This window comes from Pelovirga sp. C15f (assembly GCF_057178085.1).
In genome coordinates this window covers 55,855-81,524 of the sequence record NZ_JBXUCV010000007.1, presented here as the reverse complement: position 1 = coordinate 81,524, position 25,670 = coordinate 55,855, and the positions used below count along the sequence as shown (strand labels likewise).

Annotated in this window: 23 protein-coding genes; 3 read left to right on the top strand and 20 right to left on the bottom strand. The window is 55.5% G+C overall.

Annotation, left to right across the window (positions count from 1 at the left end; translation table 11 throughout):
• Positions 1-55 precede the first annotated feature (55 nt).
• From AC1931_RS13665 to AC1931_RS13585, 17 genes are all read right to left on the bottom strand, one after another.
• Positions 56-1,276 carry an argininosuccinate synthase gene (locus AC1931_RS13665; protein WP_483877840.1) on the bottom strand — a complete coding sequence of 407 codons (1,221 nt, stop codon included), beginning with the start codon at positions 1,274-1,276 and terminating at the stop codon, positions 56-58.
• Between the two features lie 71 nt (positions 1,277-1,347).
• Positions 1,348-2,094 carry an RDD family protein gene (locus tag AC1931_RS13660; protein ID WP_483877839.1) on the bottom strand — a complete coding sequence of 249 codons (747 nt, stop codon included), beginning with the start codon at positions 2,092-2,094 and terminating at the stop codon, positions 1,348-1,350.
• A gap of 4 nt (positions 2,095-2,098) precedes the next feature.
• Positions 2,099-3,010 (bottom strand): ornithine carbamoyltransferase, encoded by a 912-nt coding sequence (gene argF, locus AC1931_RS13655; RefSeq protein WP_483877838.1) that lies wholly within the window; start codon positions 3,008-3,010, stop codon positions 2,099-2,101.
• Positions 3,007-4,221 (bottom strand): acetylornithine transaminase, encoded by a 1,215-nt coding sequence (locus AC1931_RS13650; protein ID WP_483877837.1) that lies wholly within the window; start codon positions 4,219-4,221, stop codon positions 3,007-3,009. The genes argF and AC1931_RS13650 overlap by 4 nt, the downstream gene beginning before the upstream one ends.
• Positions 4,221-5,108 (bottom strand): acetylglutamate kinase, encoded by an 888-nt coding sequence (gene argB, locus AC1931_RS13645; RefSeq protein WP_483877836.1) that lies wholly within the window; start codon positions 5,106-5,108, stop codon positions 4,221-4,223. The genes AC1931_RS13650 and argB overlap by 1 nt, the downstream gene beginning before the upstream one ends.
• A gap of 12 nt (positions 5,109-5,120) precedes the next feature.
• Positions 5,121-6,449, bottom strand: a complete 1,329-nt coding sequence (gene hslU, locus AC1931_RS13640) for an ATP-dependent protease ATPase subunit HslU (protein ID WP_483877835.1) — start codon at positions 6,447-6,449, stop codon at positions 5,121-5,123.
• The gene (hslV, locus tag AC1931_RS13635) at positions 6,446-6,976 is read right to left on the bottom strand and encodes an ATP-dependent protease subunit HslV (RefSeq protein WP_483877834.1); all 531 of its coding nucleotides are present in this window, start codon (positions 6,974-6,976) and stop codon (positions 6,446-6,448) included. Before hslV ends, hslU begins: the two co-directional genes overlap by 4 nt.
• Positions 6,977-7,180: 204 nt before the next feature.
• Positions 7,181-8,296 carry an ATP-binding response regulator gene (locus AC1931_RS13630; RefSeq protein WP_483877833.1) on the bottom strand — a complete coding sequence of 372 codons (1,116 nt, stop codon included), beginning with the start codon at positions 8,294-8,296 and terminating at the stop codon, positions 7,181-7,183.
• Between the two features lies 1 nt (position 8,297).
• Positions 8,298-10,946 carry an alanine--tRNA ligase gene (alaS, locus tag AC1931_RS13625; RefSeq protein ID WP_483877832.1) on the bottom strand — a complete coding sequence of 883 codons (2,649 nt, stop codon included), beginning with the start codon at positions 10,944-10,946 and terminating at the stop codon, positions 8,298-8,300.
• Between the two features lie 175 nt (positions 10,947-11,121).
• Positions 11,122-11,607 (bottom strand): regulatory protein RecX, encoded by a 486-nt coding sequence (locus tag AC1931_RS13620; protein ID WP_483877831.1) that lies wholly within the window; start codon positions 11,605-11,607, stop codon positions 11,122-11,124.
• Complete coding sequence (locus AC1931_RS13615; RefSeq protein WP_483877830.1) at positions 11,579-12,766, bottom strand: type IV pilus twitching motility protein PilT; 1,188 nt, start codon at positions 12,764-12,766, stop codon at positions 11,579-11,581. The genes AC1931_RS13620 and AC1931_RS13615 overlap by 29 nt, the downstream gene beginning before the upstream one ends.
• A 26-nt stretch (positions 12,767-12,792) precedes the next feature.
• Positions 12,793-13,821: a recombinase RecA gene (recA, locus tag AC1931_RS13610; protein WP_483877829.1), complete on the bottom strand. Its 1,029-nt coding sequence runs from the start codon at positions 13,819-13,821 to the stop codon at positions 12,793-12,795.
• A gap of 297 nt (positions 13,822-14,118) precedes the next feature.
• Complete coding sequence (locus AC1931_RS13605) at positions 14,119-15,366, bottom strand: CinA family nicotinamide mononucleotide deamidase-related protein (protein WP_483877828.1); 1,248 nt, start codon at positions 15,364-15,366, stop codon at positions 14,119-14,121.
• Between the two features lie 27 nt (positions 15,367-15,393).
• Positions 15,394-15,873, bottom strand: a complete 480-nt coding sequence (locus tag AC1931_RS13600; protein WP_483877827.1) for a phosphatidylglycerophosphatase A family protein — start codon at positions 15,871-15,873, stop codon at positions 15,394-15,396.
• Positions 15,866-17,071, bottom strand: coding sequence for a nickel pincer cofactor biosynthesis protein LarC (gene larC, locus AC1931_RS13595; RefSeq protein ID WP_483877826.1), 1,206 nt, complete (start codon positions 17,069-17,071; stop codon positions 15,866-15,868). The genes AC1931_RS13600 and larC overlap by 8 nt, the downstream gene beginning before the upstream one ends.
• Before the next feature lie 5 nt (positions 17,072-17,076).
• On the bottom strand, positions 17,077-17,832 hold the full coding sequence (gene larB / locus AC1931_RS13590) for a nickel pincer cofactor biosynthesis protein LarB (RefSeq protein WP_483877825.1): 756 nt from the start codon (positions 17,830-17,832) through the stop codon (positions 17,077-17,079).
• Between the two features lie 26 nt (positions 17,833-17,858).
• Entirely contained in the window at positions 17,859-18,425 is a 567-nt protein-coding gene (locus AC1931_RS13585) for an HDIG domain-containing metalloprotein (protein WP_483877824.1), read from the bottom strand.
• A 188-nt stretch (positions 18,426-18,613) separates the two neighbouring features.
• On the opposite strand from AC1931_RS13585, the gene yjgA reads away from it, so the two are divergent.
• Genes yjgA through AC1931_RS13570 form a run of 3 tightly spaced genes read left to right on the top strand, consistent with a single transcriptional unit; the run spans position 18,614 to position 22,823 of the window.
• Entirely contained in the window at positions 18,614-19,120 is a 507-nt protein-coding gene (gene yjgA, locus AC1931_RS13580; protein ID WP_483877823.1) for a ribosome biogenesis factor YjgA, read from the top strand.
• Entirely contained in the window at positions 19,117-20,364 is a 1,248-nt protein-coding gene (locus tag AC1931_RS13575; protein ID WP_483877822.1) for a metallophosphoesterase family protein, read from the top strand. Before yjgA ends, AC1931_RS13575 begins: the two co-directional genes overlap by 4 nt.
• Entirely contained in the window at positions 20,364-22,823 is a 2,460-nt protein-coding gene (locus tag AC1931_RS13570; RefSeq protein WP_483877821.1) for an AAA family ATPase, read from the top strand. The genes AC1931_RS13575 and AC1931_RS13570 overlap by 1 nt, the downstream gene beginning before the upstream one ends.
• Positions 22,824-22,889: 66 nt before the next feature.
• Here the strand turns inward: AC1931_RS13570 and lhgO are convergent, their stop codons facing one another.
• The 3 genes from lhgO to AC1931_RS13555 are packed head-to-tail and all read right to left on the bottom strand — an operon-like array spanning position 22,890 to position 25,656.
• Positions 22,890-24,086 carry an L-2-hydroxyglutarate oxidase gene (gene lhgO, locus AC1931_RS13565; RefSeq protein WP_483877820.1) on the bottom strand — a complete coding sequence of 399 codons (1,197 nt, stop codon included), beginning with the start codon at positions 24,084-24,086 and terminating at the stop codon, positions 22,890-22,892.
• Positions 24,086-24,595 (bottom strand): hypothetical protein, encoded by a 510-nt coding sequence (locus AC1931_RS13560; protein ID WP_483877819.1) that lies wholly within the window; start codon positions 24,593-24,595, stop codon positions 24,086-24,088. The genes lhgO and AC1931_RS13560 overlap by 1 nt, the downstream gene beginning before the upstream one ends.
• Positions 24,592-25,656, bottom strand: coding sequence for a type IV toxin-antitoxin system AbiEi family antitoxin (locus AC1931_RS13555; protein ID WP_483877818.1), 1,065 nt, complete (start codon positions 25,654-25,656; stop codon positions 24,592-24,594). The genes AC1931_RS13560 and AC1931_RS13555 overlap by 4 nt, the downstream gene beginning before the upstream one ends.
• Positions 25,657-25,670 lie beyond the last annotated feature (14 nt).

The window sequence follows — 25,670 nt, the reverse complement described above, 5'->3', positions numbered from 1 at the left end:
AGTTTTGCCTTTGACCTTCTCTGTGTCTCAGTGTTTCTGTGGTTTCACGCTTTTGTTATTTCTTCGCGGCCCGCTGAATGGCGGCAATCCGCAGGCGCAAAGCATTCAGTTTGATGAAGCCTTCGGCGTCAGCCTGATTATAGACCTCGTCGGCCTCAAAGGTGGCGAAGTCGACGTTGAACAGGCTGTCAGTGGCTGAGTCGCGGCCGACGACGCGGCAGTGTCCTTTGTAGAGTTTGATCCGCGCCTTGCCGTTGACGGTCTGCTGGGTGTTGTCGATCAGAGCCTGCAGGGCCAGTCGCTCGGGCGCGAACCAGTAGCCGTTATAGATCATTGCGGCGTAACGCGGTACCAGGGAGTCGCGCAGGTGCATGACCTCACGGTCCATGGTGATCGATTCCACTGCCCGGTGGGCTTCTTCGAGGATGGTGCCGCCGGGGGTTTCATAGACGCCCCGGCTTTTCATGCCGACATAGCGGTTTTCCATCAGGTCGACCCGGCCGATGCCATGTTTGCCTCCGAGCTCATTGAGTTTGGCCATCAGCCTGGCCGGCGACAGGCGCTCACCGTTGACGGCGACGGCATCGCCTTTTTCAAATTCAATTTCGACAAATTCAGGCTGATTCGGTGCATCTTCCGGACGTACGGTAAGCACATACATCTCTTCCGGTGCTTCGGCCCAGGGGTTCTCGAGGACATCCCCTTCGAAAGAGATGTGGAGCAGGTTGCGGTCGGAACTCCAGGGAAACTTTTTGCTGGTCGGAACCGGGATGCCGTGTTTTTTGGCGTATTCTTCCAGGGCGGATCGGCTCTTCATGTCCCATTCGCGCCAGGGGGCGATGACCTTGATTGCCGGATCAAAGTGATAATAGGCAATTTCAAAACGTACCTGGTCGTTGCCCTTGCCGGTGGCGCCGTGGGAAACGGCGTCGGCTCCTTCCTTAGCGGCGATCTCCATCTGTGCCTTGGAAATCAGCGGGCGGGCAATGGATGTGCCGAGGAAGTAACGCCCCTCGTAGATGGCGTTGGCACGGAACATGGGAAAAACAAAGTCGCGAGCGAATTCCTCTTTTAAATCAACTATATGGCAGGAAGAAGCGCCGGTTTTTTTAGCCTTGTCAGGGACATGATCAAGCTCTTCTCCCTGGCCGAGATCGGCGCAATAGGCAACGACTTCACAGCCGTATTCCTCTACCAGCCACTTGAGAATAATCGAGGTGTCAAGTCCTCCTGAATAAGCCAGAACCGCTTTTTTAACCTGTCCTTTTTTGCTCATTGTAGATACTCCTGTGCGTGAAAAAGGGTGGAAAGTTCCACCTCTATAGTTTGATGTAGTTACAAAATACCTCAGAGTTTGATGACGTAGGTATCTGACAAGCGATCATGCAGGGCACGTTTCTGGTCGTCAAAAATCACCATCAGGTATCCGATGCCGAATATAATTCCGGAAAGAAACTTCGCCGGTACCTCACGAAAAGCCGCTCGACCATAGCTGATCGGGGAGCCGTCCTGACGAACAACCTTGATGCGCAGGACCATCTTGCCGGGAGTCTGTCCGCAGTAGCCGGTGAAAAAGATGTAATAGGTGAAGCTGATCAGGTAACTGAAGAAATGGACGATAAAGGCGGTTTCGCCGGCACCACCATCGCTGCCGACGACGGTCACGGTTCCGGCCAGGGCCAGCAGCCCGCCAAGGATCATCTGCAGGCCGAACACAATGGCAGCATCAACCAGGGTGGCAACGGCGCGCATCCAGAAGGTTGCCTTGGGCACCGCATCCATTGGATTATGGTATACACCGGGCATGGGTGGCCGCGGTGGGGCGCTGGTTTGCGAGCGCGTTGCCTCTTCCTCGGGCTGCCGTGGTACGACCGGCGAGGGATCCGGGACTTGTTGCTGCGGCGCTTGCGGTTGATCGGCGGGTTGGGCCGGCTCATTGTCGCCAACGGTTGCATTTTCCTCCTGCTGGTCCTGTTGCTGCGGCAGATCAAACGCTTTGGTACACAAGGGGCATTTCACCCGAGTCGTTCCGGCTGGAATCTGTTGGGGATCAATGATGCGGCTGTATTCACAGTGAGGACAGGTTAGTTTCATGATCTTAATCCGCCATCAAGGTGGCCATGATGGCCTTCTGTACGTGGAGACGATTTTCCGCTTCGTCAAAGATGATCGATTGCGCCCCTTCCATCACCTCGTTGGTGATTTCTTCATCGCGGTGGGCGGGCAGGCAATGCATCACCAGAGCATCTTTGTTTGCCGTGCTGAGCAACTCGCTGTTGATCTGAAAACCGGCAAACGCTTTGGCGCGGATCTGTTGTTCCTCCTCCTGTCCCATACTTGCCCAGACATCGGTGTTGAGAATGTCGGCACCGGCTGACGCTTCACGGGGATCGTTGGTCAGGATCAGCCTGGCCCCGGCCCGGCGTGCCTGGTCAACAACGTCAGGATCCGGTTCGTAGCCTTGCGGGGTGGCAATGCGCAGTTCGAACCCGAACACCGAAGCGGCATTGATCCAGCTGTTGGCCATGTTGTTGCCATCGCCGATCCAGCAATATACCAGCTCACGGTAATCGGCGCGGTGTTCGCTGACGGTAAAGAGGTCGGCCATCAACTGACAGGGATGGTTCAGGTCGGTCAGGCCATTAATGACCGGGACGCTGCTATGGGCAGCAAACTCTTCAACGATGGAATGGGAAAAAGTACGGATCATGACGCCGTCGCAGTAACGCGCCATTACCTTGGCGCTGTCGCGGATTGGTTCGCCGCGCCCCATCTGGGTGTTGCCGGAATGAAGAAACAGGGCATGACCGCCCAGTTGAAACATGCCGACTTCGAAAGAGACCCGGGTACGGGTGGAACTCTTTTCGAAGATCATTGCCAGGGTTTTCCCCTCCAGCAGGCGATGAGGGATGCATTGTTGCTGTTTGGCTTTGAGATCACGGGTCAGGGCAAATATGGCCTCAAGATCATCTAATGACCAGTCGGAAAGGGAGAGAAAATCTTTTTTCATGCTGTTGTTGCTCCTGCATCATGTTCTCTGAAAATAGCATCAAGGATGTCGATCAGTTGGTTGATCTCGGCATGGCTGACAATCAGCGGTGGGACAAAACGTAACACGTTGCCGGCGGTACAGTTAATCAACAGGCCATGTTCGAGCGCTTTGTTGACAATCGGAGCCCCTTCGCAACCCAGCTCGACCCCGATCATCAGCCCGCGACCGCGAACGCCCCGGATAAGCGCGTGGCGTTGTTTAAGTTGTTCAAGTTGCGCAATGAAAAAGGTACCGGTCTCGCGACAGTGTTGCAGCAATTCCGGATTGTTCAGTTCATTAAAGGCGGCGATAGCAGCCGCAGTTGCCAGGGGATTGCCACCGAAAGTTGAACCGTGGGTGCCGGAGCTGAGGACGTTGCTATAGGGGTCGCGGGCAATCATGGCACCAATCGGAACACCGCCGCCGAGTGCCTTGGCCAGAGTCATCACATCCGGCTCGATTCCTTCCTGTTGATAGGCAAACAGGGTGCCGGTACGTCCCAGACCGGTCTGGATTTCGTCGAGGATCAACAACAGTTGACGCTCGTTACAGAGTTCGCGAACTGCTTTGAGGTAGCCGGGAGATGGTATGCGAATGCCCCCTTCGCCCTGGATCGGCTCAAGCATGACCGCGCAGGTGTTGGGTCCGACGGCCTGGCGCAGGGCCTCAATATCACCAAAAGCAACGTGTTTGAAGCCGGGGAGCAACGGGGCAAAGCCGGCCTGGATTTTTTCCTGGCCGGTAGCGCTGACGGTTGCCAGGGTGCGGCCATGGAAAGAGGCGGTGGCAGAGATAATTTCGTGGCGCCGGGAACCAAACTTGTCACCGCTCCATTTACGTGCCAGCTTAAGTGCCGCTTCGTTGGCTTCAGCGCCGGAATTACAGAAAAAGACGCGGTTGCCGAAGGAATTTTCACACAGCAGGCGCGATAGTTCGATCTGGGTCGGGATATGATAAAAATTGGAACAGTGGATCAGAATGCCGGCCTGTTCGCGAATGGCGGCCACCACTGCCGGATGACAATGGCCGAGGTTATTGACGGCAACCCCGGCGAGAAAGTCGAGGTACTGCCTGCCGTCATTGTCGAACAGGCGGCAGCCTTCGCCCCGCACTGCCACCAGCGGGTAACGCCCGTAAGTGCCGGCAACAGTGGTCAGTCCCTGGTCAATCCATTGTTGGGTTGAAGTCATTATTTGTACCTCGCCACAGCGGTGCCGATTCCCTTGTCGGTGAAGATTTCCAGCAGACAGGCATGCTCCATGCGACCATCGATAATATGGGTTTTGCCGACCCCTGCTTCGATAGCTTCGACGCAGCAGTTGACCTTGGGGATCATGCCGCCGGAAATGGTTCCGTTGTTGATCAGGTCGGGAACCCGCTGGATGTCGATGGTAGAAATGAGGCGTCCATTCTTGTCCTTAACCCCTTCAACATCGGTGAGCAGAATCAGTTTTTCAGCTTTTAAGGCGCCGGCGATCTTGCCTGCCACCAGGTCAGCGTTGATGTTATAGGTTTCGCCTTCAAGTCCACCGCCAATCGGGGCGATAACCGGAATGAAGTTGTTATGTTCAAGGGCTTCGATAATCGCCGGATTGACCTGTTCAACTTCACCAACCATGCCGATATCGATAATTTCCGGGGTCAGGGAGTCGGGATTGATAGCGGTCATTTCCAGTTTGCGGGCGCGGATCAGGCCACCATCCTTGCCGGTAATGCCGACGGCCTTGCCGCCGTGACGGTTGATATTGGAGACAATCTCTTTGTTGACCTTGCCGCCGAGCACCATTTCCACCACATCCATGGTGGCGCTGTCGGTGACGCGCATCCCCTGGACAAAACGGCTCTGGATATTCATCGCTTCCAGGACCTTGCCGATCTGCGGGCCTCCGCCGTGGATAACCACGGGATTGAGACCAATATATTTCATCAGGATAATATCGCGGGCAAACTCTTCTCTAAGGCGCTCATCAACCATGGCATGACCACCGTATTTGATGACAATGGAGGTACCATAAAAACGTCGGATCCACGGCAGGGCCTCCATCAGAACGTTGGCTTTAGCTATCAGCTCTTGCATCAATGTCTTCCTTTACAAGATGTAACGTGACAAATCTTCATCCTGGCTGATTTTTGCCAGACGATCCCGAACCTGCTCGGCGCCGATCATCACCTTGTCGCCGGAACGCTCCGGTGCGTTGAAGGAGAGGTCTTCCAGCAGTTTTTCCATAATCGTGTGAAGCCGCCGGGCGCCGATGTTTTCTGTGTGTTCATTGACCAGTTTGGCAATCTTGGCCATTTCACGAATGGACTCCTCGTCAAACTGCAAGTCGATGGATTCGGTTTTCATCAGCTCACGGTACTGGCGGATCAGGGCATTTTTCGGTTCGGTCAAAATCCGGTAAAAGTCATCTTCGCCGAGACTGTCGAGTTCGACCCGGATCGGGAAACGTCCCTGGAGTTCGGGAATCAGATCCGAGGGTTTTGCCATGTGGAAGGCGCCGGCAGCAATAAACAGAATGTGGTCGGTTTTGATGGCACCGTGTTTGGTGTTGACCGTGCTGCCCTCGACAATCGGCAGAATGTCACGCTGGACCCCCTCGCGCGAAACCTCCGGCCCATGGACTCCTTCGCGGCTGGCAATCTTGTCGATTTCGTCGATAAAGATAATCCCGCTCTGCTCAGCCCGCTCCTTAGCCAGAGTCGTAACGTTTTCCATGTCGACAAGTTTTTCCGCTTCGCTGGCAGTCAGAATGTCGCGTGCTTCGCTGACCTTGACGCGTTTGCGTTTGGCACTTTTGGGGAAGATGTTGCCGAACATCTCCTTGATGTTAAGTCCCAGCTCTTCGTTCCCCTGGGGGGTGAAAATCCCCATGGACGGCATGTTGCTGACTTCGACATCCAGTTCGACAAAGCGCTCATCCAGTTCCCCTAAGCGCAGCAGTTTGCGCAGACGGTCACGGGTACCCTGCCGCTGTTCTTCCTTGTCAGGAGAACGGTCAGCTTCTCCCGGCAACAGCAGATCCAGCAGCCGCTCTTCGGCATTGGCCTCGGCCTTGATCTGCATTTTTGCTGTTTCTTCTTCCTTGACCATGGTGATGGCCAATTCGAGCAGGTCACGCACCATACTCTCGACATCACGGCCGACATAACCGACCTCGGTAAATTTGCTGGCTTCCACCTTGATGAACGGAGCCTGGGCGAGTTTGGCCAGGCGTCTGGCGATTTCAGTTTTGCCGACGCCGGTCGGACCGATCATAATGATGTTTTTCGGGGCGATCTCATCACGCAGTTCGGCAGGCACCTGCTGACGCCGCCAGCGGTTGCGCAGGGCTACAGCGACGGCGCGCTTGGCATCTTTCTGGCCGATGATGTAGCGATCCAGTTCAGAAACAATTTCGCGGGGGGTAAAGTTGTTCAAGAAAGTACCTCGATAGCAATCCGGTCGTTGGTGTAGATACAGATATCAGCGGCAATTTTGAGCGCTTCTTCGGTGATTTTAGCGGCATCAAGAGTAGAATGGGCGACCATCCCGCGCGCTGCGGCGAGGGCAAAGCTCCCGCCAGAACCAATGGCAGCCACTCCGTCATCAGGTTCGATGACATCTCCGGCGCCGGAGATAATCAGGGTGACATCCTTGTCGGCGACAATCAGCAAGGCTTCCAGGCGTCGCAGAACACGGTCGGTGCGCCAGTCTTTCGCCAGCGCGACAGCAGCCCGGGGCAGGTTGCCGCGAAATTCCTGGAGCTTGGCCTCGAATTTTTCAAACAGGGTAAAGGCGTCGGCGGTGCTGCCGGCAAAACCTGCCAGGACCTTGTCTTCATAAAGCCGTCTGATTTTACGGGCGCCATGTTTCATCACGGTATTGCCGAGGCTGACCTGCCCGTCGCCCCCCAGAGCGACCTGATGATGGTGGCGTACGGAACAGATGGTTGTGCCTTTAAACATGTATTGCTCCATCAAAAAATGGGTCTAAATGTCAACCGGATAGAAGTTATTGCAGTGACAAACAAAAAGATACACCATAACACATTTATGGCTCAGTTAGAAAGGGCAATGTCGCCTATCCACAAGGATTTAAAGGGGGTTTTGGCTGGGTAGTTAAAAAAGATTTTTAGCGTCGAAGCAGCACGGTCCGAATAGTTTTTCCGGTTATTTTTCCGGCAGCGGGAACTCAATGGTTGCCGATGTGCCGACGCCGGGCCGACTGTCGATTTGCAATTGCCCGCCCATGGCGCGAATAAAGTTACGGGCATAATACAGTCCTAAACCGAAGCCCCGCACCTGGCCTGTGCTATGCGGATCAAACTGATAGAATTTATTGAAGATTTTAGATAGTTCAGGTTCAGGAATGCCAATCCCGTTGTCCTTGATAGTAAGCCTGGCCCGACCCTCCTGCTGGTCGCAACGCACTTCAATAATTCCTTGGCGCGGCGTGAATTTAATCGCGTTGTCGAGCAGGGCACGGACGCTAAAATGAATTTTTTGCGGATGCAACAGTAACAAGCAATCCGACATGGGGGCCGGGATCCTGGTGTTTATCTGTTGGGCTTTGCCCTGGGCTGTGGGCTGCAGTTCTTCGATGACCTGCCTGCCGACTTGTCCGAGATCGGTCAGTTCCAGGGTCATCTCATCTTCCTGCAGGGTGGCCTCACTGAAATAGAGCAGATCCTGGATCAGTTTTTCCAGATAGGTGGTTTCCGCCTGGACCATCGTCAGAACCTGAAGAAAGTTTTCGTCTGTCGGACCTTCCACCCCTTCGGCAAGATTCTGGATAAACAGGGAGATGGCGGCGGTGGGAGTTTTAAGTTTGTGGGAGATTAATCCTAAAAATTCGTTTTTCAAACGCGCAATATGGCGCAGATCGGCAAGTTCACCGCGCAGGGCGTGACGTTCGAGAGCTTTTTCCACGGTCGTGCTTAATTGCAGGACGCTGATCGGTTTGGTGATAAAATCATCTGCTCCGGCCTTAAGAGCGCTGAGAATCAGTTCCTTGTCGGAATAGCCGGTCATCAGGATGACGGGAAGGTCGGGCTGTTCACGGCGGATAATACGCAGAAACTCCAGACCGTCAATGTTGGGCATATTAACATCGGTCAGCACGATATCGACATCTTCGTGATTGAGAAACTTCAGCGCATCGAAACCGTCTTCCGCCTGCAGCACTTTGTAGTCATCAAAGACGCTGGCGCAGAGATCGCGGATCAGGGGTTCGTCATCAACGATCAGCAGTTTTCTGGGCGAATGGCCGTTGCCATTGGCAGGCATATCAGGCTTTTTCCAGTAGTGATTTCAGTTGTTCTGGTGCCGCTGCAATCAGTTCATCCAGTTTTTCCGTCAGAGGACCGCCGGCCTGGGCCAACTCGGGGCGTCCGCCGCCGCGCCCACCGACAATCGCCGCCAGGGGTTTGATCAAATCACCGGCCTTCACCTGGGCGGTCAGGTCTTTGGTAACGGCCACCAGCAGGGCCGCCTTGCCGTCAGCTTCGGTGGCCAATACCAGTACTCCGGAGCCGAGTTTGTCGCGCAGGGAATCGGAAAATTCACGCAGGCTCTTGCCGTCTACTCCGGCAACCTTGACCGCAAGCAGGGAAATATTGCCAACCTGCTGAACCTGATCGATCAACTCACCGCTGCGCTGGACATTGATTTTGGCCTGAATCTGTTCAAGCTCACGCTCTAGATGTTTTTGTTGCTCAAGGATTTTCTGAACCCGTTGCTCGAGTTTCTGCGGGTCACTCTTGACCAGATCGGCCAGGCGCTGCAGGGTCTGTTGCTGCTGTTGGCTTAATGCCAGTGCTGCTTCGCCGGTTACCGCTTCAATCCGGCGCACCCCGGCGGCGATGCCGGTTTCACTTAAAATGCGGAACAGGCCAATATCGCCGGCGGCCTTGGCATGGGTGCCGCCACAGAGTTCCATGCTGTAATCACCGACACTGATCACCCGCACCACGTCGCCGTATTTTTCGCCGAACAGCGCGGTAGCGCCTGACGCCTGAGCGGCTTCAGCCGCCATTTCACGACTCTGTACCGCCGCGTTGGTTCGGATCTGACGGTTGACCTCTTCCTCGATCTGCAGCAATTCGGCTGTGGTAACCGGGGAAAAGTGAGTAAAATCGAAACGCAGGCGCTCTGGTGTTACCAGTGAGCCGGCCTGCTTGACATGATCACCAAGGATGCGTTGCAGGGCTGCCTGAAGCAGGTGGGTCGCGGTGTGGTTGATTACCGTGCGCTGACGCCGTTCGCCCTCAACCCTTAAGGTTACCTGGTTGCCGGTCTGAACGGAGCCAGTGACCACTTCGCAGAGGTGGACATGCAGGTGATCAAGGGGCTTTTTGGTGTCGAGGATGCGCAGTTGAGCGTTCTTTGCGATGATTTCGCCGGTATCTCCCGTCTGGCCGCCCGATTCTCCATAGCAGGGGGTGGTTGCGGTGATCACCTCGACGATGTCGCCATTTTTCGCCTCAGTGACCGGTTCACCGGCACGAATCAGAGCCTGAATCTCGCTCTGGTCTTCGAGTTTCAGGTAGCCGCTGAAGGTGGTTCTTACCCCCTGGTCTGCCAGGCGTTTATAGATGGCTGCAACGGCTTCTTCGCCTGAACCCTTCCAGTGCTCGCGGGCCTTGTTGCGCTGCTCCTCCATGCATGCTTCAAAGCCGGCCTCGTCAATGCTGTAACCGTCTTTTTCGACGATGTCGGCGGTCAAGTCAACGGGGAAACCGTAGGTGTCGTACAGTTTGAAAACCGTTTCGCCGGGAATTACCTTGGCGGGAGTGCCTGCCAGGCGCGCAACCTCCTCCTGCAGCATTCGCAGGCCGTTGCCCAGGGTCTGAATGAAGCGCTCCTCTTCGTTGAGGACAACGCGGGCGACAAAGTCTTTGCGTGCCGCTTCTTCGGGGTAGGCTTCGGCCATTGAATCGAGAACAAAAACAGCGGTTTTGTGCAGTACCGGATCATCAAGGCCGAGCATTTTGGCGTGGCGCATAGCGCGGCGCATGATCCGCCGCAGCACATAGCCGCGCCCTTCATTGGAAGGGAGGACGCCATCGGCAATCAGGTAGGCGGCGGCGCGACTGTGATCGGCAATGACGCGCATGGAAACATCATTCTCGTTGTCATCACCATAGCTTTTGCCGCACAGCTGTTCGATAAAAGCGATAATATTGCGCAACAGATCGGTATCATAGTTGGACTGAACGCCTTGCATGACAGTGGTAATCCGCTCCAGACCCATGCCGGTATCGACGGCCGGTTTCGGTAGTGGTACCAGGGTGCCGTCCGGCTTGCGATCAAACTGCATGAAGACGTTGTTCCAGATTTCCATATAGCGGTCACAGTCACAGCCGATGGTGCAATCAGGGCTGTCGCAGCCAACCTCGGGGCCGTTGTCATAGAAGATTTCGGAGCAGGGTCCGCAGGGGCCGGTATCCCCCATCGCCCAGAAGTTGTCTTCCTCAAAACGGAAAATGCGCTCGCGCGGTACTTTTTCCTGGTGATGCCAGATGTCGGCGGCTTCATCGTCATCGGTGTAGACCGAGACATAGAGACGATCCTTGTCGAGTCCCATATCCCTGGTGAGAAAGTCCCAGGCGTAAGCGATCGCTTCTTTTTTAAAATAATCGCCGAAGGAAAAATTACCCAGCATTTCAAAAAAGGTGTGATGCCGTGCGGTACGACCGACATTTTCCAGATCGTTGTGTTTACCGCCGGCGCGCACACATTTCTGTGAAGAAGTTGCACGCACATAGGCGCGTTTCTCGTCGCCCAAAAAGCAGTCTTTGAACTGGTTCATGCCGGCATTGGTGAACAGCAGGGTCGGATCATTGTGGGGAACCAGCGATGATGACGCCACGATAGTGTGGTCGCGATCGGAAAAAAACTTAAGAAATCTGGCGCGGATGGCGTTTCCGGTGAGCATGATGGGTCAACCTTTCAATCAGGATGTCGTCGTTATTCTTGAATTGTAACTGCAACCAGGCCGTGACTGCCGGGGTCCCAGGTATTGCCATGGCGACAGATAAATCACCGGGTATCCGGCGGCCGATTGTGCTGGACACAAAATTCTAACGGAAGCGGTTGGATTTGAAAAGAGTTTATCGATCAGAACCGGATGTTTGTTGCAGCCAGGTGAAAATATCGCCGAGGGGAAAGCCGCGGCGCTGAAAATAACTGATCAGTCGCCTTCGTTCGTTGGCTGTAGCAGAAGCATAACAGACGTCGGGAAAGCGGCGAGCAAGTTCCTGCATAAAAAGATCCTTCAGGTTGAACTCACTGCTGACTTCATCCAGCGCGGCCTGTGCCAGATCATCCGCAATTCCGCGCTGGCGCAGATCGACGAGAATCCGTCTACCCACCCCTTTGCCGTTACGCATGAGAGCACGTGCCCGCCCCAGTGCATAACGATGGTCATCGAGGTAGCGGTAATCATAGCAACGCTCGATGGTTGTGGCGATGGTGCGGTCGGAAAACCCGCGCTGCTTCAGCTTGTCGCGCAGTTGCGCTTCGCTGCGATCACAGCGACCGAGCAGACGCAACGCGACGCTGAAAGCATCAGAAACGCTGGAAGGGGGAATCGTCATTCTTCTCGTTTTCCGCAGCTTCAGCGGCGGCCGTGCTGTCCTCCTGCTCTTTGCCGCGCTCGAAATCACTCCAGGAAGAATCGGATGTGGAGTCGATGCCGGAGAATTTGAGTTTGAAGTCGTCGGGATTGGAGCTTTGGCGCAGGGCCTCTTCGTAAGTGATAATATTGCGTTTGACCAGGTCCATCAGCGCCTGGTCAAAGGTTTGCATACCGTACGTGGTATATCCTTGAGCAATGGTGTCCTTAAGCAAGGCAGTTTTTTCCCGGTCATCGATCAACTCGCGAACGCGCGCGGTGGTGAGCATGACTTCGACCGCGGCAACCCGCCCTTTTCCTTCAGTACGTGGAATCAGACGCTGGGAAACGACTGCTCGCAAGACATTAGAAAGTTGAATACGGACATGGCGCTGCTGGTGCGGGGGGAACATGGAGATGATCCGGGCAATGGTCTCGGTGGCATCGATAGTGTGCAGGGTCGAGAGCACCAGGTGGCCGGTTTCGGCGGCAGCCAGGGCAGTTTCGGCGGTCTCCAGGTCGCGCATCTCGCCAACCAGAATAACATCAGGATCCTGGCGCAGGGCACTTTTCAACGCCGGGGCAAAGCCGGTGGTATCGAAGCCGACTTCTCGTTGGTTGATAATACACTTGCGATCGCGATGGAGGTATTCGATCGGATCTTCAACGGTCACAACGTGGGCGGTGCGGTTGCTGTTGATGTGGTCGATCAGCGCCGCCAGGGTTGTCGATTTTCCTGAACCGGTCGCACCAGTTACCAGCACCAGTCCGCGCTGCTCCTCGGCAATTTTTTTCAGCACCTTGGGCATCAACAGCTCATCGAGGGTGGCCACTTTGTAAGGGATCGCGCGAAAAACCGCTGAGACGGAATTGCGCTGCATAAAGACATTGACGCGAAAGCGTCCGAGGCCGGGGACACCGTAAGCCAGGTCAACTTCGTTGTTTTCCTCAAAGCGCACCCGTTGTTTTTCGTTCATGATCCCTTCGCACATCATGCGCAGATCATCAGCGGTCAGACGCGGCGCTTTGGGCAGAGGGCGCAGGCTGCCATCGACCCTGAATACGGGGGGGAGTCCGGCTTTGAGGTGGATATCCGAGGTATTGGATTTTAACGCCAGGCCGAGAATCTGATTCAGTTCCATCGTATGACCTCACTTTTCAATTGGAATTATTCGTCGTCAGCGGAACTTTTCAGCTTGGCCCCGCCAACACCGTAAAGTTCGCGCAGGGTCGCTTCAATTTCGTTGGTCATTTCAGGATGTTCCTGCAGGTATTGTTTGGCGTTTTCACGCCCCTGACCTACCCGTTCCCCTTTGTAGGAAAACCAGGAACCGCTTTTTTCGACAATATCGTTATCGACCCCCAGATCAAGGATATCCCCCTCGCGCGAGATGCCGAGACCATACATGATGTCAAATTCAGCCTGTTTGAACGGCGGCGCCACCTTGTTCTTGACCACCTTGACCCTGGTTCTTCCGCCGATGACATCTTGCCCCTGTTTCAGCGCGGCGATGCGACGGATGTCGAGACGTATCGAGGAATAAAATTTCAGGGCGTTACCACCGGTGGTGGTTTCCGGGTTACCGAACATGACACCAATCTTCATCCGGATCTGGTTGATAAAGATAATGCTGCAGTTGGACTTGCTGACAATCCCGGTTAGTTTGCGCAGGGCCTGGGACATGAGGCGGGCCTGCAGACCCATGTGGGAATCCCCCATTTCCCCTTCAATTTCGGCGCGCGGGGTCAGTGCGGCAACGGAATCGACAACGAGCAGGTCGATAGCCCCGCTGCGTACCAGCATTTCGGTGATTTCCAGCGCCTGTTCACCGGTGTCCGGCTGGCTGACCAGCAGATCGTCGGCTTTGACCCCAAGGTTCTGGGCGTACTGGATATCAAGGGCATGTTCGGCGTCGACAAAAGCTGCCACCCCGCCCTGTTTCTGGACTTCAGCAAGAATATGCAGGGCCAGGGTGGTTTTGCCCGAGGATTCGGGGCCGAAAATTTCAATAATGCGACCCTTGGGAATACCGCCAACGCCGAGGGCCAGATCGAGACTTAAGGAACCGGTGGGAATGGTCGCGATGGCGGGCATCTGGTAATCCGAGCCAAGGCGCATGATGCTGCCTTTGCCGAATTGTTTTTCAATCTGCCCCATGGCCAGTTCGAGGGCGCGGTTACGGTTTTGATCGGACATGTAAGTACTCCTTGAATGCAAAAAAATCGTTAATGTCAGTTATCAAGACTGGTGTGTTGCCAATCTTCCCCTCTCCGTGTGACATAATAAGTCGTTTTGGCAGCGGAGGTGATTTTTTAATCGCAAGCAAGACCTCATCCTCGCAGTTTGCTGCGTTCGTTGCTAAAAATCCAGGAGACAGAATAAAGAATACAGAATAAAAAATCCTGAAATGACAATTCTTTTCCAACTACTTAATTCTATATTCTGAACTCTGCCGGGCCAGAGTAAAACGATTGGCCTGCCGCTGTCGAGAGCTTAATCAGCTATAGGTTGCAAGGCGAAGCGCCGAAGCCATTCCAGCGCCATAAAAGCACTCATGCGCTGAACCCGGGCTCGATCACCACCAAATAGATAACGTTGAGCGTGAACCCCGGCGTCACTGGCCAGGGCGAGGTAGACCGTGCCCACTGGTTTGTCCGGCGTGCCGCCATCCGGGCCGGCAATGCCGGTAATTGCCAGGGCCAGATCAGTGCCGCTCTCGTGACGCAGACCGCTGGCCATGGCCCGGGCACAGGGTTCACTGACGGCGCCGTGCTGGAGCAGGATTGCCTGCGGTACCTTCAGCCAGTGCTGTTTGGCAGCATCGGCGTAGGTGACACCGGCACGATTGAGAAACGCTGAGGCGCCGGGGTGGCGGGTCAGCATGCAGCTGAGGAGGCCGCCGGTGCAGGATTCCGCCAGGGACAGGGTCAGGCCGGCCTGGGTCAACAGTTGCCCGACGTTGCCTTCGGCAGTCTGACCGTCGCGCGCCATCAGATGGTCACCAAGAACCTGCAGGAGCAGTGCTTCGGCCTGATCGAGGCGTTCATCGGCCTCCTCTCCACGGGCCTTCAGATTCACCAGCACCAGCGGGAAATCGTGGCTGTAGTTGATGCTGACCCCTTCCGGCAGGCGTGCGTTGGGGATCATTGTACGAATACGAATGTCGGTCAGGCCGAACAGTTTCAGGGTACGGCGATGCAGGCGTTGCTCCTCCGGGTAGTCCTGCTTGAGTTGGGGCAGCACTGATGTTTCCAGCATGGTACGCAGTTCGGCCTCTACAGCGGGCAGGAAAAACATTCGACACTGGTTATGGTTAAGCTTAAAGCCCGGCGTCATGCCTTGTGAATTGACCAGCAGCTGCGCGGTTTGGGGTAACAGCGCCACACGTTCGTTGGCAGGGTTCAGCGACTGGTGGTGGCTCTGACACCAGTCGCGCACCATGTCCAGAGCTTCTTCATGAATAACCAGAGGCAAGCCGAGGGCGCGGGCTGCTGCGCGGGCGGTCAGGGCGTTGCTGCCGGTTCCCAGGCCACCACTGACAATGACAAAACGGGCCTGTCGGGAAAGATAGTTGAGCGCCGCAAAGATCTCCTTTTCATTGTCGGAGACAGCCAGGGAGCAACGCGGGCGGTAGCCATGCCGGGTGAGTATGTCAACGACGACGGAACTTATTGAATCGGTTGAGTCGCCACTGAGCAGATCTTCTGCGGTGGTCAGGATAGCAATATCAAAACTGGGCATAGATGTTCATTTCCAGTAAAGCAAAAGTCAGCTGAACAGGGCGAGACACAGGCGCACCGCAACGGCGGCGTAGACACCAGCCAGGATATCATCAAAGGTGACACCAAAACCGTTTTTAAAATTTTGATCAATGTGGCCGATCGGGGGCGGCTTTAAAATGTCAAACAGGCGAAACCAGAAAAAGGCCAGTAGCGCGGTTCCCCAGCTGAAAGGGAGAAAAGCGACGGTCACCAGATAGCCGGCGAGTTCGTCAATAACAATGCGACCGTCATCGGCTTCACCGAAATAGCTGCCGGCGCGCTGACAGATAAAAACGCTCAAAGCGGTCACCACGACCAGAACAATAAATTGAAACAACCCGGGTAATGATGACAAGTAATAAAAGGCCGGGATTCCTGCCAGGGTGCCAAAGGTGCCGGGGGCCATCGGGGCGTAGCCCAGTCCACCATTAGTCGCAAAAAAGATCGTAGCGCAGTTTTTACTCTGTTGGGGTGTTGATTCAGTCATGGATCTTCTCCTTGAAAAGCAGTGGCAGCTGGTCGTAGGCGCTATTTTCAACCAGGCGATAGACCTGTTGCAAGGGAAGATTGTGCTGCCGGGCTAGGCGTCGGCAGTCTTCATATTCGGCACTGAGGCGAATAAACTGGTCGTTGTCAAACAACAGCTTGATCTGTGCTGGTCCCAGCGTGGTTGCGATGGTGACCTCGCGGCGTTGCAGAAAATAGCGGCGGCACGGTTGACAGCGTACACCAATGGCGCTGCTGTGGTGCATGATCAGGGTCGCCAGTACCGGACTGTGTGCGAGTTGACAGACCACCTTGAGGAGCTGTCCCGGGCGGTTTTTTTTCATCTGCAACGGGGCGTAGGCTGCATCCAGGGCGCCGGCTTCGAAGAGCCGTTCCAGCAGGTCGCCGAGTTGTTCCGGGGTGCTGTCGTCGATATGAGATTCGAGCAGCTCGACCTCGTCGGTTGCGGCTGACGGTTGCTCCTGCTCCTGCTCATAGAGGATACCGCGCAGCAGGTTGGGACGATCGGCCAGTTCCCACCCACCGACGCCGTAGCCGCACCGGCCCAGCGGCAGGGTGGGAATATCGCGGAATTCAGCCAGTTCCCTGACGATGGTGGCACCGGTGGGGGTGACCAGTTCCTTATCACAGCCACTGTCATAGACCGGCCGCCCCTGCAGAATTTCGAGGGTTGCCGGTGCCGGCAAGGGGAGGGCGCCGTGGGCACAGTGGCTGATGCCGCGTGACAGGGGTAACGGCGAGCAGAAGATTTTGTTGATGCCAAGCAGATCGACGCCGATGGCTGCCCCCGTGAGATCAACGATGGCGTCGACGGCACCGACTTCATGAAAGTGGACCTCATCAATGTCGATGCCATGAACCTTGGCCTCCGCTTCACCGAGGCGGCGGAAAAAGCGGCGCGATAGCTCCTTGCTGTACTCGCTGAGCGAGCTGTCAGCCAGCATCTGGTCAATGTGACTCCAGCTGCGATGATGGTGGTCTTCTTTGTGGTCAACGATCAAGCGACACCCTTCAATCCCATGTCGGCGCTCACGGTGGATGTTCAGCTGATAAGCGCGGATCGGCAGCTTGGCCAGTTCGGCTTTGAGGCGCTCGATATCAAGGCCCAGATCGCAGAGCAGGCCCAAAAACATGTCACCGGAAATCCCGGAGAAGGTGTCGAGGTAAAGGCTTTTCATGCTGGTCAGTTCCCCTGGCGGTTGATGCGGTTCGCGGCGAAGGCAGCGCCAAAGCCGTTGTCGATGTTGACGACGGTCACTCCGGAGGCACAGGAGTTGAGCATGCCGAGCAGGGCGGCGACGCCGCCAAAGGCGGCGCCGTAACCAACCGATGTCGGCACCGCAATCACCGGTGCCGCCACCAGGCCGCCGACGACCGAAGGCAGGGCGCCCTCCATCCCGGCAACGACAATGACGACCGCGGCCTGGTGAAGTTGCTCCTGACAGCTCAGCAGTCGGTGGATGCCGGCAACCCCGACATCAACCAGTTCTTCGACATCATTGCCGAGCATGCGCGCGGTTATTGCGGCTTCACGGGCTACCGGCAGGTCGGAGGTGCCGGCGCAGATGACCAGGATTTTGCCGCGCCCGAGCACGGCGGCGGGCTGATGGATGAGACAGAAGGTGCGTGCCAGCTCATCGTACTCTCCGGCAGGAAACTCCTGTGCCAGGGCTTCACCCTTGGTCTGATCAAGGCGGGTAACCAGAATGTTGCGATCTCTGCGCTCAAGGGCTGCAACAATGGTTGTCAGTTGGTCAAGGGTTTTGCTCTGGCCGAGGACGATTTCGGCAACCCCCTGACGCAATTCCCGATGATGATCAATACGGGCGACGCCCAGATCTTCGTAGGGCAGATGTTTGAGCTTGTTGACAGCGTCGGTGACACTGAGATTGCCACAAACGAGTTGTTCCAGCAGGGTGGTCAATTGCTTCTGGTTCATAGAGAGGTAGTTTTCTGCTGGGGGGGTTACAGTCCCAGCTCAGGGGCTATTTCCTGCATGGCCTCAAGACAGAGATCACAAAAATCCGGAACGCTGATGCCGATACTTTCACACTCACTGATTATCTCACGGCTGGCGCCGGCAGCGAACAGTTTTTCCTTGTAGCGTTTGCGAACCGACTTGGGTTTGACGCTGGCCAGTTTTTTATCGGGATACACCAGGGCGGTAGCGGTGATCAGTCCGGTGATGGTCTCCCCGGCGGCAAGGGCGTGGTGCAGTGGCTGATTACGACGGCGCTCATGAGCTTGCTCATTGTGCAGACAGATGGCTTCGATGATATCCTCGACAACACCTTCCTCACGCAGGATCCGGGCAGTATCATGGGTATGACGCCGCATGTCCTCTTTGGTCAGTTCCACGTCCAGATCGTGCAGCAGACCAGTCAGACGCCACAGGGTTTCATCGGCCCCCAGATGTCGAGCCAACCTGCCCAGCACCGCTTCAGAGGCCAGGCTGTGGTTGATCAGGTTGGTTTGTGTCAGATGTTGCCGGAGCAGCTCAAGGGCGCGTTCGCGGGTGATGCCGTAATCCATCAGTGTTTAAACTCCTTTAAAAAAGTCACTTGGCTCATCATAGCAAAAACCGGGTATTGTTGCCAAAACTACTATCGTGTTGTCACCAGGCGTTGACTTAAGTGGATGCCGCGCAGTAGCTTGCAGATGAACCACGAATCCACACAGATCAGAGACCAGGCATAGGTGCTCCGGTTGGGAGAAGCTAAATGACCGCAGAAACACATGATGATCGGCCCTTGAGCAGAACCAAAAAGAAACAGCAGGCACAGCAGATCACCGAACTTGCCGGACAGCTTTGTGAGCTGTCGGATAATCGCTTTGGGCGGATGGAGCTGCCGGCCGAGATTGTTGCCGAGGCGCAGACTGTGCGCCAGACAAGTGGGCGTGGATCGCACAAACGGCAATTGAAATACCTGGCAGGGCTCTTGCGGGAGGACCCCGATGCCGTTGACGCTCTGAGGTTACAACTGGAGGGGATGGATCAGGTTGATCGCAGCGACAAAAAACAATTTCATTCTTTGGAACAGCTGCGGGATCGTCTTTGTGATCCACAGCAGTTTGATCAGGCTTGTGCAGAGCTTCAGGATCAGGCCGCGCATCTTGATATAAAAACCATCAGTCGCCTTGCCCGCTCGGTTCATCAGCATGGTGACAAACGTGCCTATCGCGAAATTTTCAAGCGCCTGCGGGATGAGACGCAATCGTTATCATGAAATTCATTCACACATCCGATATTCACCTGGGGAAAAGTTACCGTAACTCTCCCGGAGAGAGCGAACGCTACGACGATTTTTTTGCCTGTTTGTCAGGTATTTGTGACGACGCCATCAAGGAGCAGGTCGATGCGCTGCTGATTGGTGGCGATCTGTTCCACGTCGGCCAGATTGTGCCGAAAACCTTCGCGCGCACTATTGAGGCCCTGCAACCCCTGAAGGATGCCGGAATTCCCTGTGTCGCCATTGAAGGCAACCACGACTGGATCCACCGTCGTGATAACATCTCGTGGATGGAAGCTCTGTCACAGATGGGCTATATCAAGCTGTTGCGGCCGGTACGTACTGATGATGGTGGTTACCGCTTCGATCCCTTTGATGAAAAGACCGGCATGGGCGGGCATATCCAAATCAGCGGGGTCAATATCTATGGTCTTGGCTATATCGGTGCCCAGGCCGGTTATCATGTGGAACGCATCTGTGCAGCGGTCAACACCAGCAACAATCTGCTGCTGTTTCACGTCGGCATCTGGAAGTTCAGCCCGGTTGAAATTGGTAATATGGCGCTGGAACAGGCCCATCCGCTGGCGGAGAAATTCGGTTACGTTGCTCTCGGTCATGGTCATAAACCTTACGTGATAAAAACATCTGAGGGCAAAGCCTATGCCTATAATCCCGGCTCGCCGGAGCGGGTCAATTTCGGTGAGGAGAAGTATGACAAGGGTTACTACGAGGTCACTTTCAAGGATGGCGAGTTTACACCGGAATTCAGGAATACGTTGCCGCGTCCGATGTTTGTTGAAACGATTGATTTAAGTGGTGCGGAAAATGCTGAACAGGCACTCGCACTGCTCAGCGAACAGGTTGTCACCAGGGTCGAGGGCTGCGGCGATGAACGTCAGCTTCTGCTGGAGTTAAAGCTGGTTGGTCGCGTCGGGTTTCATCCCTTCGAGTTGGGGCGTGATCGGCTGAAAGCGGTGCTGGAAGAATTGGTCGACCCATTGCATGTTGAGATCAAGAATCACCTTTCCCTCGTCAGCAGCTCCGAAGAGGTCAATGGTGTTAATAAAAGCCTGGAGGAGATCGAGCAGGAGGTTCTGCATGATTTGATCACGTCCGGCAGCGAATACCAGGGTCGTGAGGAAGAACTGACCCGGCTCTCCATTGCCTTGAAGAATGCTGTGCAAAGAGGTGATGTCGATGGTGATGAATTGCTGGCCCTTCTGGACACGGAGAGGAATTGATGCAGATTCTCTCCATCCATCTCAAGAACATCAAGTCGCACCGCGACACTGAACTGGACTTCTCCCCCGGCATCAATGTCCTCTCCGGTCCCAATGGGGTCGGCAAAAGCACCATCTTTGAAGCCATCGGATATGCCCTGTTCGGTGTCGAGGCGCAAAGCTTTGTCGGCAATGTTGAGCGCTTCGTGACCATCGGGGCCAGGCGAGGAGAGATTGTCGTTGTGTTTCGACTCGCGGATAACGAACGCTATCGCGTCAGTCGTACCGTTGGTACGCCGTCCAGGTGGCTTCTGGCCAAAGAGGTCGGAGGCGTTTTCGAAGTGGAGGAGCACAAGGACAGTAAAGAAACGGAAGGGCGCATCAAGGAGTTGCTCGGGCTGAGGTCGGCACGTTCACTGGCTGAGCAGTTTGAACTGGTGATCGGCCCGTTCCAGAACGAATTCCTTGGCCCCTTTGTCATCAGGCAGGCAACTAAAAGGCGTGACAAGTTTGACGAGATTCTTGGTATCGACACCTGGCGTAAGACGTTCAATGAGACCAAGGTGTTGAGCAGTGCCATCAAGTCCAAGGTGGATGCCCTGGAAAGCGCAATCAGCCCGCTTAAGAACCAGGTGGCTGAACTGCCGGCGAAAAGGGATGAGCATAAAGCGGCGACGAAGAATCTGGCGCAGGCGCAGAAGGATGAGGCTTTGCAACAGCGGCAGCTCAAGGACATTGAAGGGACTCTCCTCGCTGTTGATAACCGTGAAAAGGATCTCAAGGCGCTTGAAATAGGGGTCGAAACCCTCAAGGAACGGATCAGTAACGGTAGCGAGATGATCGGCAAGCAGAAGCTCCTGGTTGACGAGGCCGAAAAAGCTCACCAGATCATCGCAGCGACCACGTCCGGCAAAAAAGCCTACGAGCAGGCCGAGAGGCAGCTGGTCGAGCTGCGGGAGAAGGTCAAGGTTCAGCGGCAACAAGAACACGAAGTCGCTGATCTGAAAAACCAGGTTGGCAAGCTGACCGAGCGGTTAAAGATTGAGACCCAATCGATCCAACGCACTCGAGAAGAACTCGCTGCCGAAGAAAAGACGCTGGTCGCTAGCCGGAAGGCTTTGTCCCTTGATGACGAGCAACAGACCCTGTCTGAGCGATTGCCGCAAATCCGTGCGAATCTTGAAGGCGCGCGCCAGCAGCTTGGGTTACTAGAGGGCCGCCGGGCGGGGCTGGAAGAGGGGAGCAAGAAACTTTCTGAGGGGATATGCCCGTTTTTCCAGGAGCCGTGCCTCAATATCGCCGAAAGTCCACCGGGCGACCTGTTCTCTTCCAAACTCTCTGAACTGGATCAGGGCCGGCGGCGCCTTCAGGAGAAAGTTCACAGGCACGAACTGGAAGAGCAGGCGGCGAGTGTGGCCAGCGATCAGCTCAAGGCGGTTGCGGTCAAACTCGAAGGGCTGGATTCTCAGTTGGCAAAGCTGGTGGAGCGTCGCACAACCAACGAGCTCAAGGCTGAAGGGCTGGAAGGGCTGCATAAGGAACAATCAGCAGCGCAGCAGCAACTTGATGAAAAACAAAAGGTGTTGGATACCTACCGTCGGTTGCAAACCGATATCGAAGCCACTGAGAAGGAGAAGATGGGCCACCAGGAAGCTCGTGACCGTTATCTGGCCAATCAGCAACAGGCGCAAGAAGTGAGCCAGCGCCGGGTGGATCTGGAAAAATTCAACCAGCACCTGAAACAGTTGCAGCATGATCTGGCAGCAAAGGCAGCTGCCTACAGCAAGGCCGAAAAGGAGTATGACGCCGCCGGACATGAAAAGCTGCGTCAGCAGAAGGACGCACTCTGGGGGGGTGTCAGTGCCCTCGGCCAGATGATAAAAGGGTTGGTTGTTGATGTCGACCGTCTTGCCGTTGACGTCGACAAGCTCAAGAACATTGAAGAGGAAATCGACGCCAAACAGGGGCTGATCAAAACCTATAAGGAGAAGGATGAACTGGTCAAATTCCTTCGTAACCGGGTGTTCCGGAATGTTTCGGGGTATCTCTCTGAACGCTTCCGGGAGGAAATCAGCCACCGCGCCAATCGCATCTATCGAATTATCGCGGAAGTCGATGAGGAACTGGCCTGGGGTGACAACTACCAGATTGTACTGCGCGATATGGTCGCTGGCGAGCTGCGTGAACGAGTCGATGATCAGCTCTCAGGTGGTCAGACCATGAGCGCCGTGGTGGCCCTGCGCCTGGCGATGTTGCAAACGATCGGCGCCCGTATTGCCTTTTTTGACGAACCAACCTCCAACCTCGATGTGACCCGCCGGGAAAACCTGGCCCACGCCTTCAGGGCTATTGATGTCGGCAAGGAAGAGGTCACTGAACATTGGTACGATCAGTTATTTCTGATCAGCCACGATGTCGCTTTTACTGAGATTACCGACCAGATTATTCCCCTCGGTGACGACAACCAATCCAATTTGTAGCTCGGTGTAACCGGGCATTTGTCCAGCACCGGGCCCCCGACCCGGTGCAAGGATGCCGCTGAATTGTTATCCAAGAAGCTCTTTGACCTGCTCGCAGATGTGGCGGGCGATCGGCAGGGCTGATGTCGCTGCGGGTGACGGGGCATTGCCGACAATCAGACTGTGTTGCCCTTTGACAAAGAGAAAATCATCGAGGGTTTTGCCGTCGGCGCGTACCGCCTGGGCACGAACTCCCGATGGGTAGGGGCAGAGATCTTTGAGCTCAATCTGCGGGCAGTAGCGCTGGGCAAGTTTGAGGTAGCCGGGGCGATAGAGGGAGTTTTTCAGCTCGGTCAGGGTTGGTCCCGGGTATTTTCCAATCAAGCGGTAGAGCCCGGCGTAGCTGAACATCTCAATCAAATCGCGCAGGTTCATACTCCAGCGGCTGTAGCCTTCGCGGGCCAACGCCAGGGTGGCGTTGGGGCCAACGGTGAGGGAGCCATCGCTCATGGGGGTCAGGTGAATGCCTAAGAATGGCAGCTCCGGATTGGGGATCGGGTAGATTGGATGACTGACGATCCGGCGTTTATCGACCGGTAACTGGAAGTATTCGCCACGAAACGGCAAAATCCGGAAATCCGGTTCCTGGCCCAGCATGCGAATCAGACGGTCGGAATGCAGACCGGCGCAACCGACGACACATTGAGCGGAAAAACGACCGATACTGGAAGTGACTTCTGCCCCGTGATTTTCCTTGATCCCGGTTACCCTGCAGTTGGTGTGGATCTCCCCGCCAGCTGCAGTAAAAAGCGCTGCCAGCTTATGGGTTATCCGGGCGTAGTCGACGATCCCGGTTGACGGCACCCAGGTTGCCCCCAGGCCGACAACGTTGGGCTCCTTCTCCTGCAGTTGCTGCTGGTCGAGTGTCTCGGTAGGGATATCGTTCTGTCGACAGCGTTCAAGCAAATCCTGCATACGTCCAAGTTCAGCATGATTGGTTGCCACCAGTAACTTACCGGTTTCACGAAAAGGAATGTTGTGTTTTTTACAAAAGGCTTTGGTGGCTTGATTCCCTTCCCGGCAAAAACGTGCCTTGAGGCTTCCCGGTTTATAGTAAACACCGGCATGGATAACCCCGCTGTTGCGTCCGGTCTGGTGCAGGGCCAGACGTGATTCTTTTTCGAGGACGGCAATCTTGCTGGCGGGATGATCCTGCTGCAGCTGACGCGCGGTGGCCAGGCCGATAATGCCACCACCAATAACAATAAAATCATAGTGTGCCATCAATGCTGCTCCTTTTTCGGGGGCCAGTGTGCGATCCAGCCCAGATCCAATAATCCATAGAGTCCGATCAGAATGGCCTCAGCGGTATCATGGCGCAGTCCCGTCGGTTTTTTGTGGCTCAAGTGATCAACCACCTCGACAGCCATCTTCAGCGCCTGTTGCTTGGCAACGCGTCCGCTCGGATGCTGACGGTCATAAAAGAGTCGTTTGCGCCATTGTCCGGCATCCAATTGGATAAAATCGCGCTCCAGTTTGAGGGCTTCACGTTGCCACAGCTCGGCCAGAGGACCACCGCCTTCCAGATAAATATGGGTTGGCTGGGGTGTGCTGCGCAATAATGTGGCAATCAGGCGTTTCAGTTTCTGCTGATCGGCCAGATGGTGGGAGCGATACCACAGCAGCCGGCTGTCGTGACGGTATAGTGCCAGCCCGGTGTGCAGGCCGGCATCAACAGCGAGCAGGTGCGCGGCCGGCTGCTCGGTGGGGGGCACAGCTAGGCTGTCCGTCATTTGTTATCGTTAAAGCGCGGTATCAGGTACTGCTGATAAAGACGGACTGCCAGTTGTTCATCGCTACAATCATTAAGTTCGGCAAAGGTCAACAAGGGGTCGGCCAGGGTCAGTCCCTCCGGTTGCAATCCGGTCCACCGGCACTGACGCCCGAAGGTCTGCAGCAGGGTTACCTCGCCGTCGGGATCGGCGGTCAGATGCAGTTGCAGCATGGTCTTAAGCTGTTGTTCCGGCTCCAGGTAGAGCACTGCCGATTGCGGTTGGAAGCCGCGTGTCATCAGGCTGGCCCCTAACTCACCACCAATGAATATCTGCGAACTGACATTCAGCTGTTTCAGCCGTTGTGCCAGACCGACCGGCGTGTCACCGACAGAAAGCCGGCAGCGTTGCAGGAAAAGGCGTGGGCGCAGGGTTTCCACATATCCCAGCTGCCAGCGTTGCAGCAACTCTTCGACCGCTGTTAGTTGTCGTTTTCCCTGTTCGTCCCGGGTCAAGTTGCCACGTTTTTCCAGTTCGCCAAACAGACTGCCGATGGCCCCCAGGGCGATACCGGCATCATCGGCCAGGGCGCGGTAGGTGGCGTTGACTGCTTTGCGGTTGCGCAACAGCAGGTAAATCAGCTTAAGACCACTGGCGCGGAACAGGCGGTCTGCTGTCGGGGGCTTTGGTGCCTGTTTGCGGCCACTGATATCTATGTATAATGGCATCTGGTCAAGATAGACGTTGCCGGCACAATCGGCGTGTTCGATTTTGCTCTTGCGCAACTTTTGCGCCATGGTGGCGGAAATATAATTGCTGACCAGCAGGGGTGCGGCATTTTGTGGTGCCGGCGAGGTTTTGAGCTGATGGATGACCAGGTCGGCGATGTCGGCGGTTAAGCGTGGTACCACCTTGATGTAGTAGTAGCGCTCACCCCATGGACCGGACAGACGGAACGCGCCGGCAAAGGGTCCACCAATTTTCTGCATCATGAATTCAATTTTTGCCTGTGGAATGCTCCGGATGGCCCGCATGCTGTTGTAGATGATCTGATCGTCTTCCAGCCGGGGTTTTCGCGGCATAGGTCACCTCAACT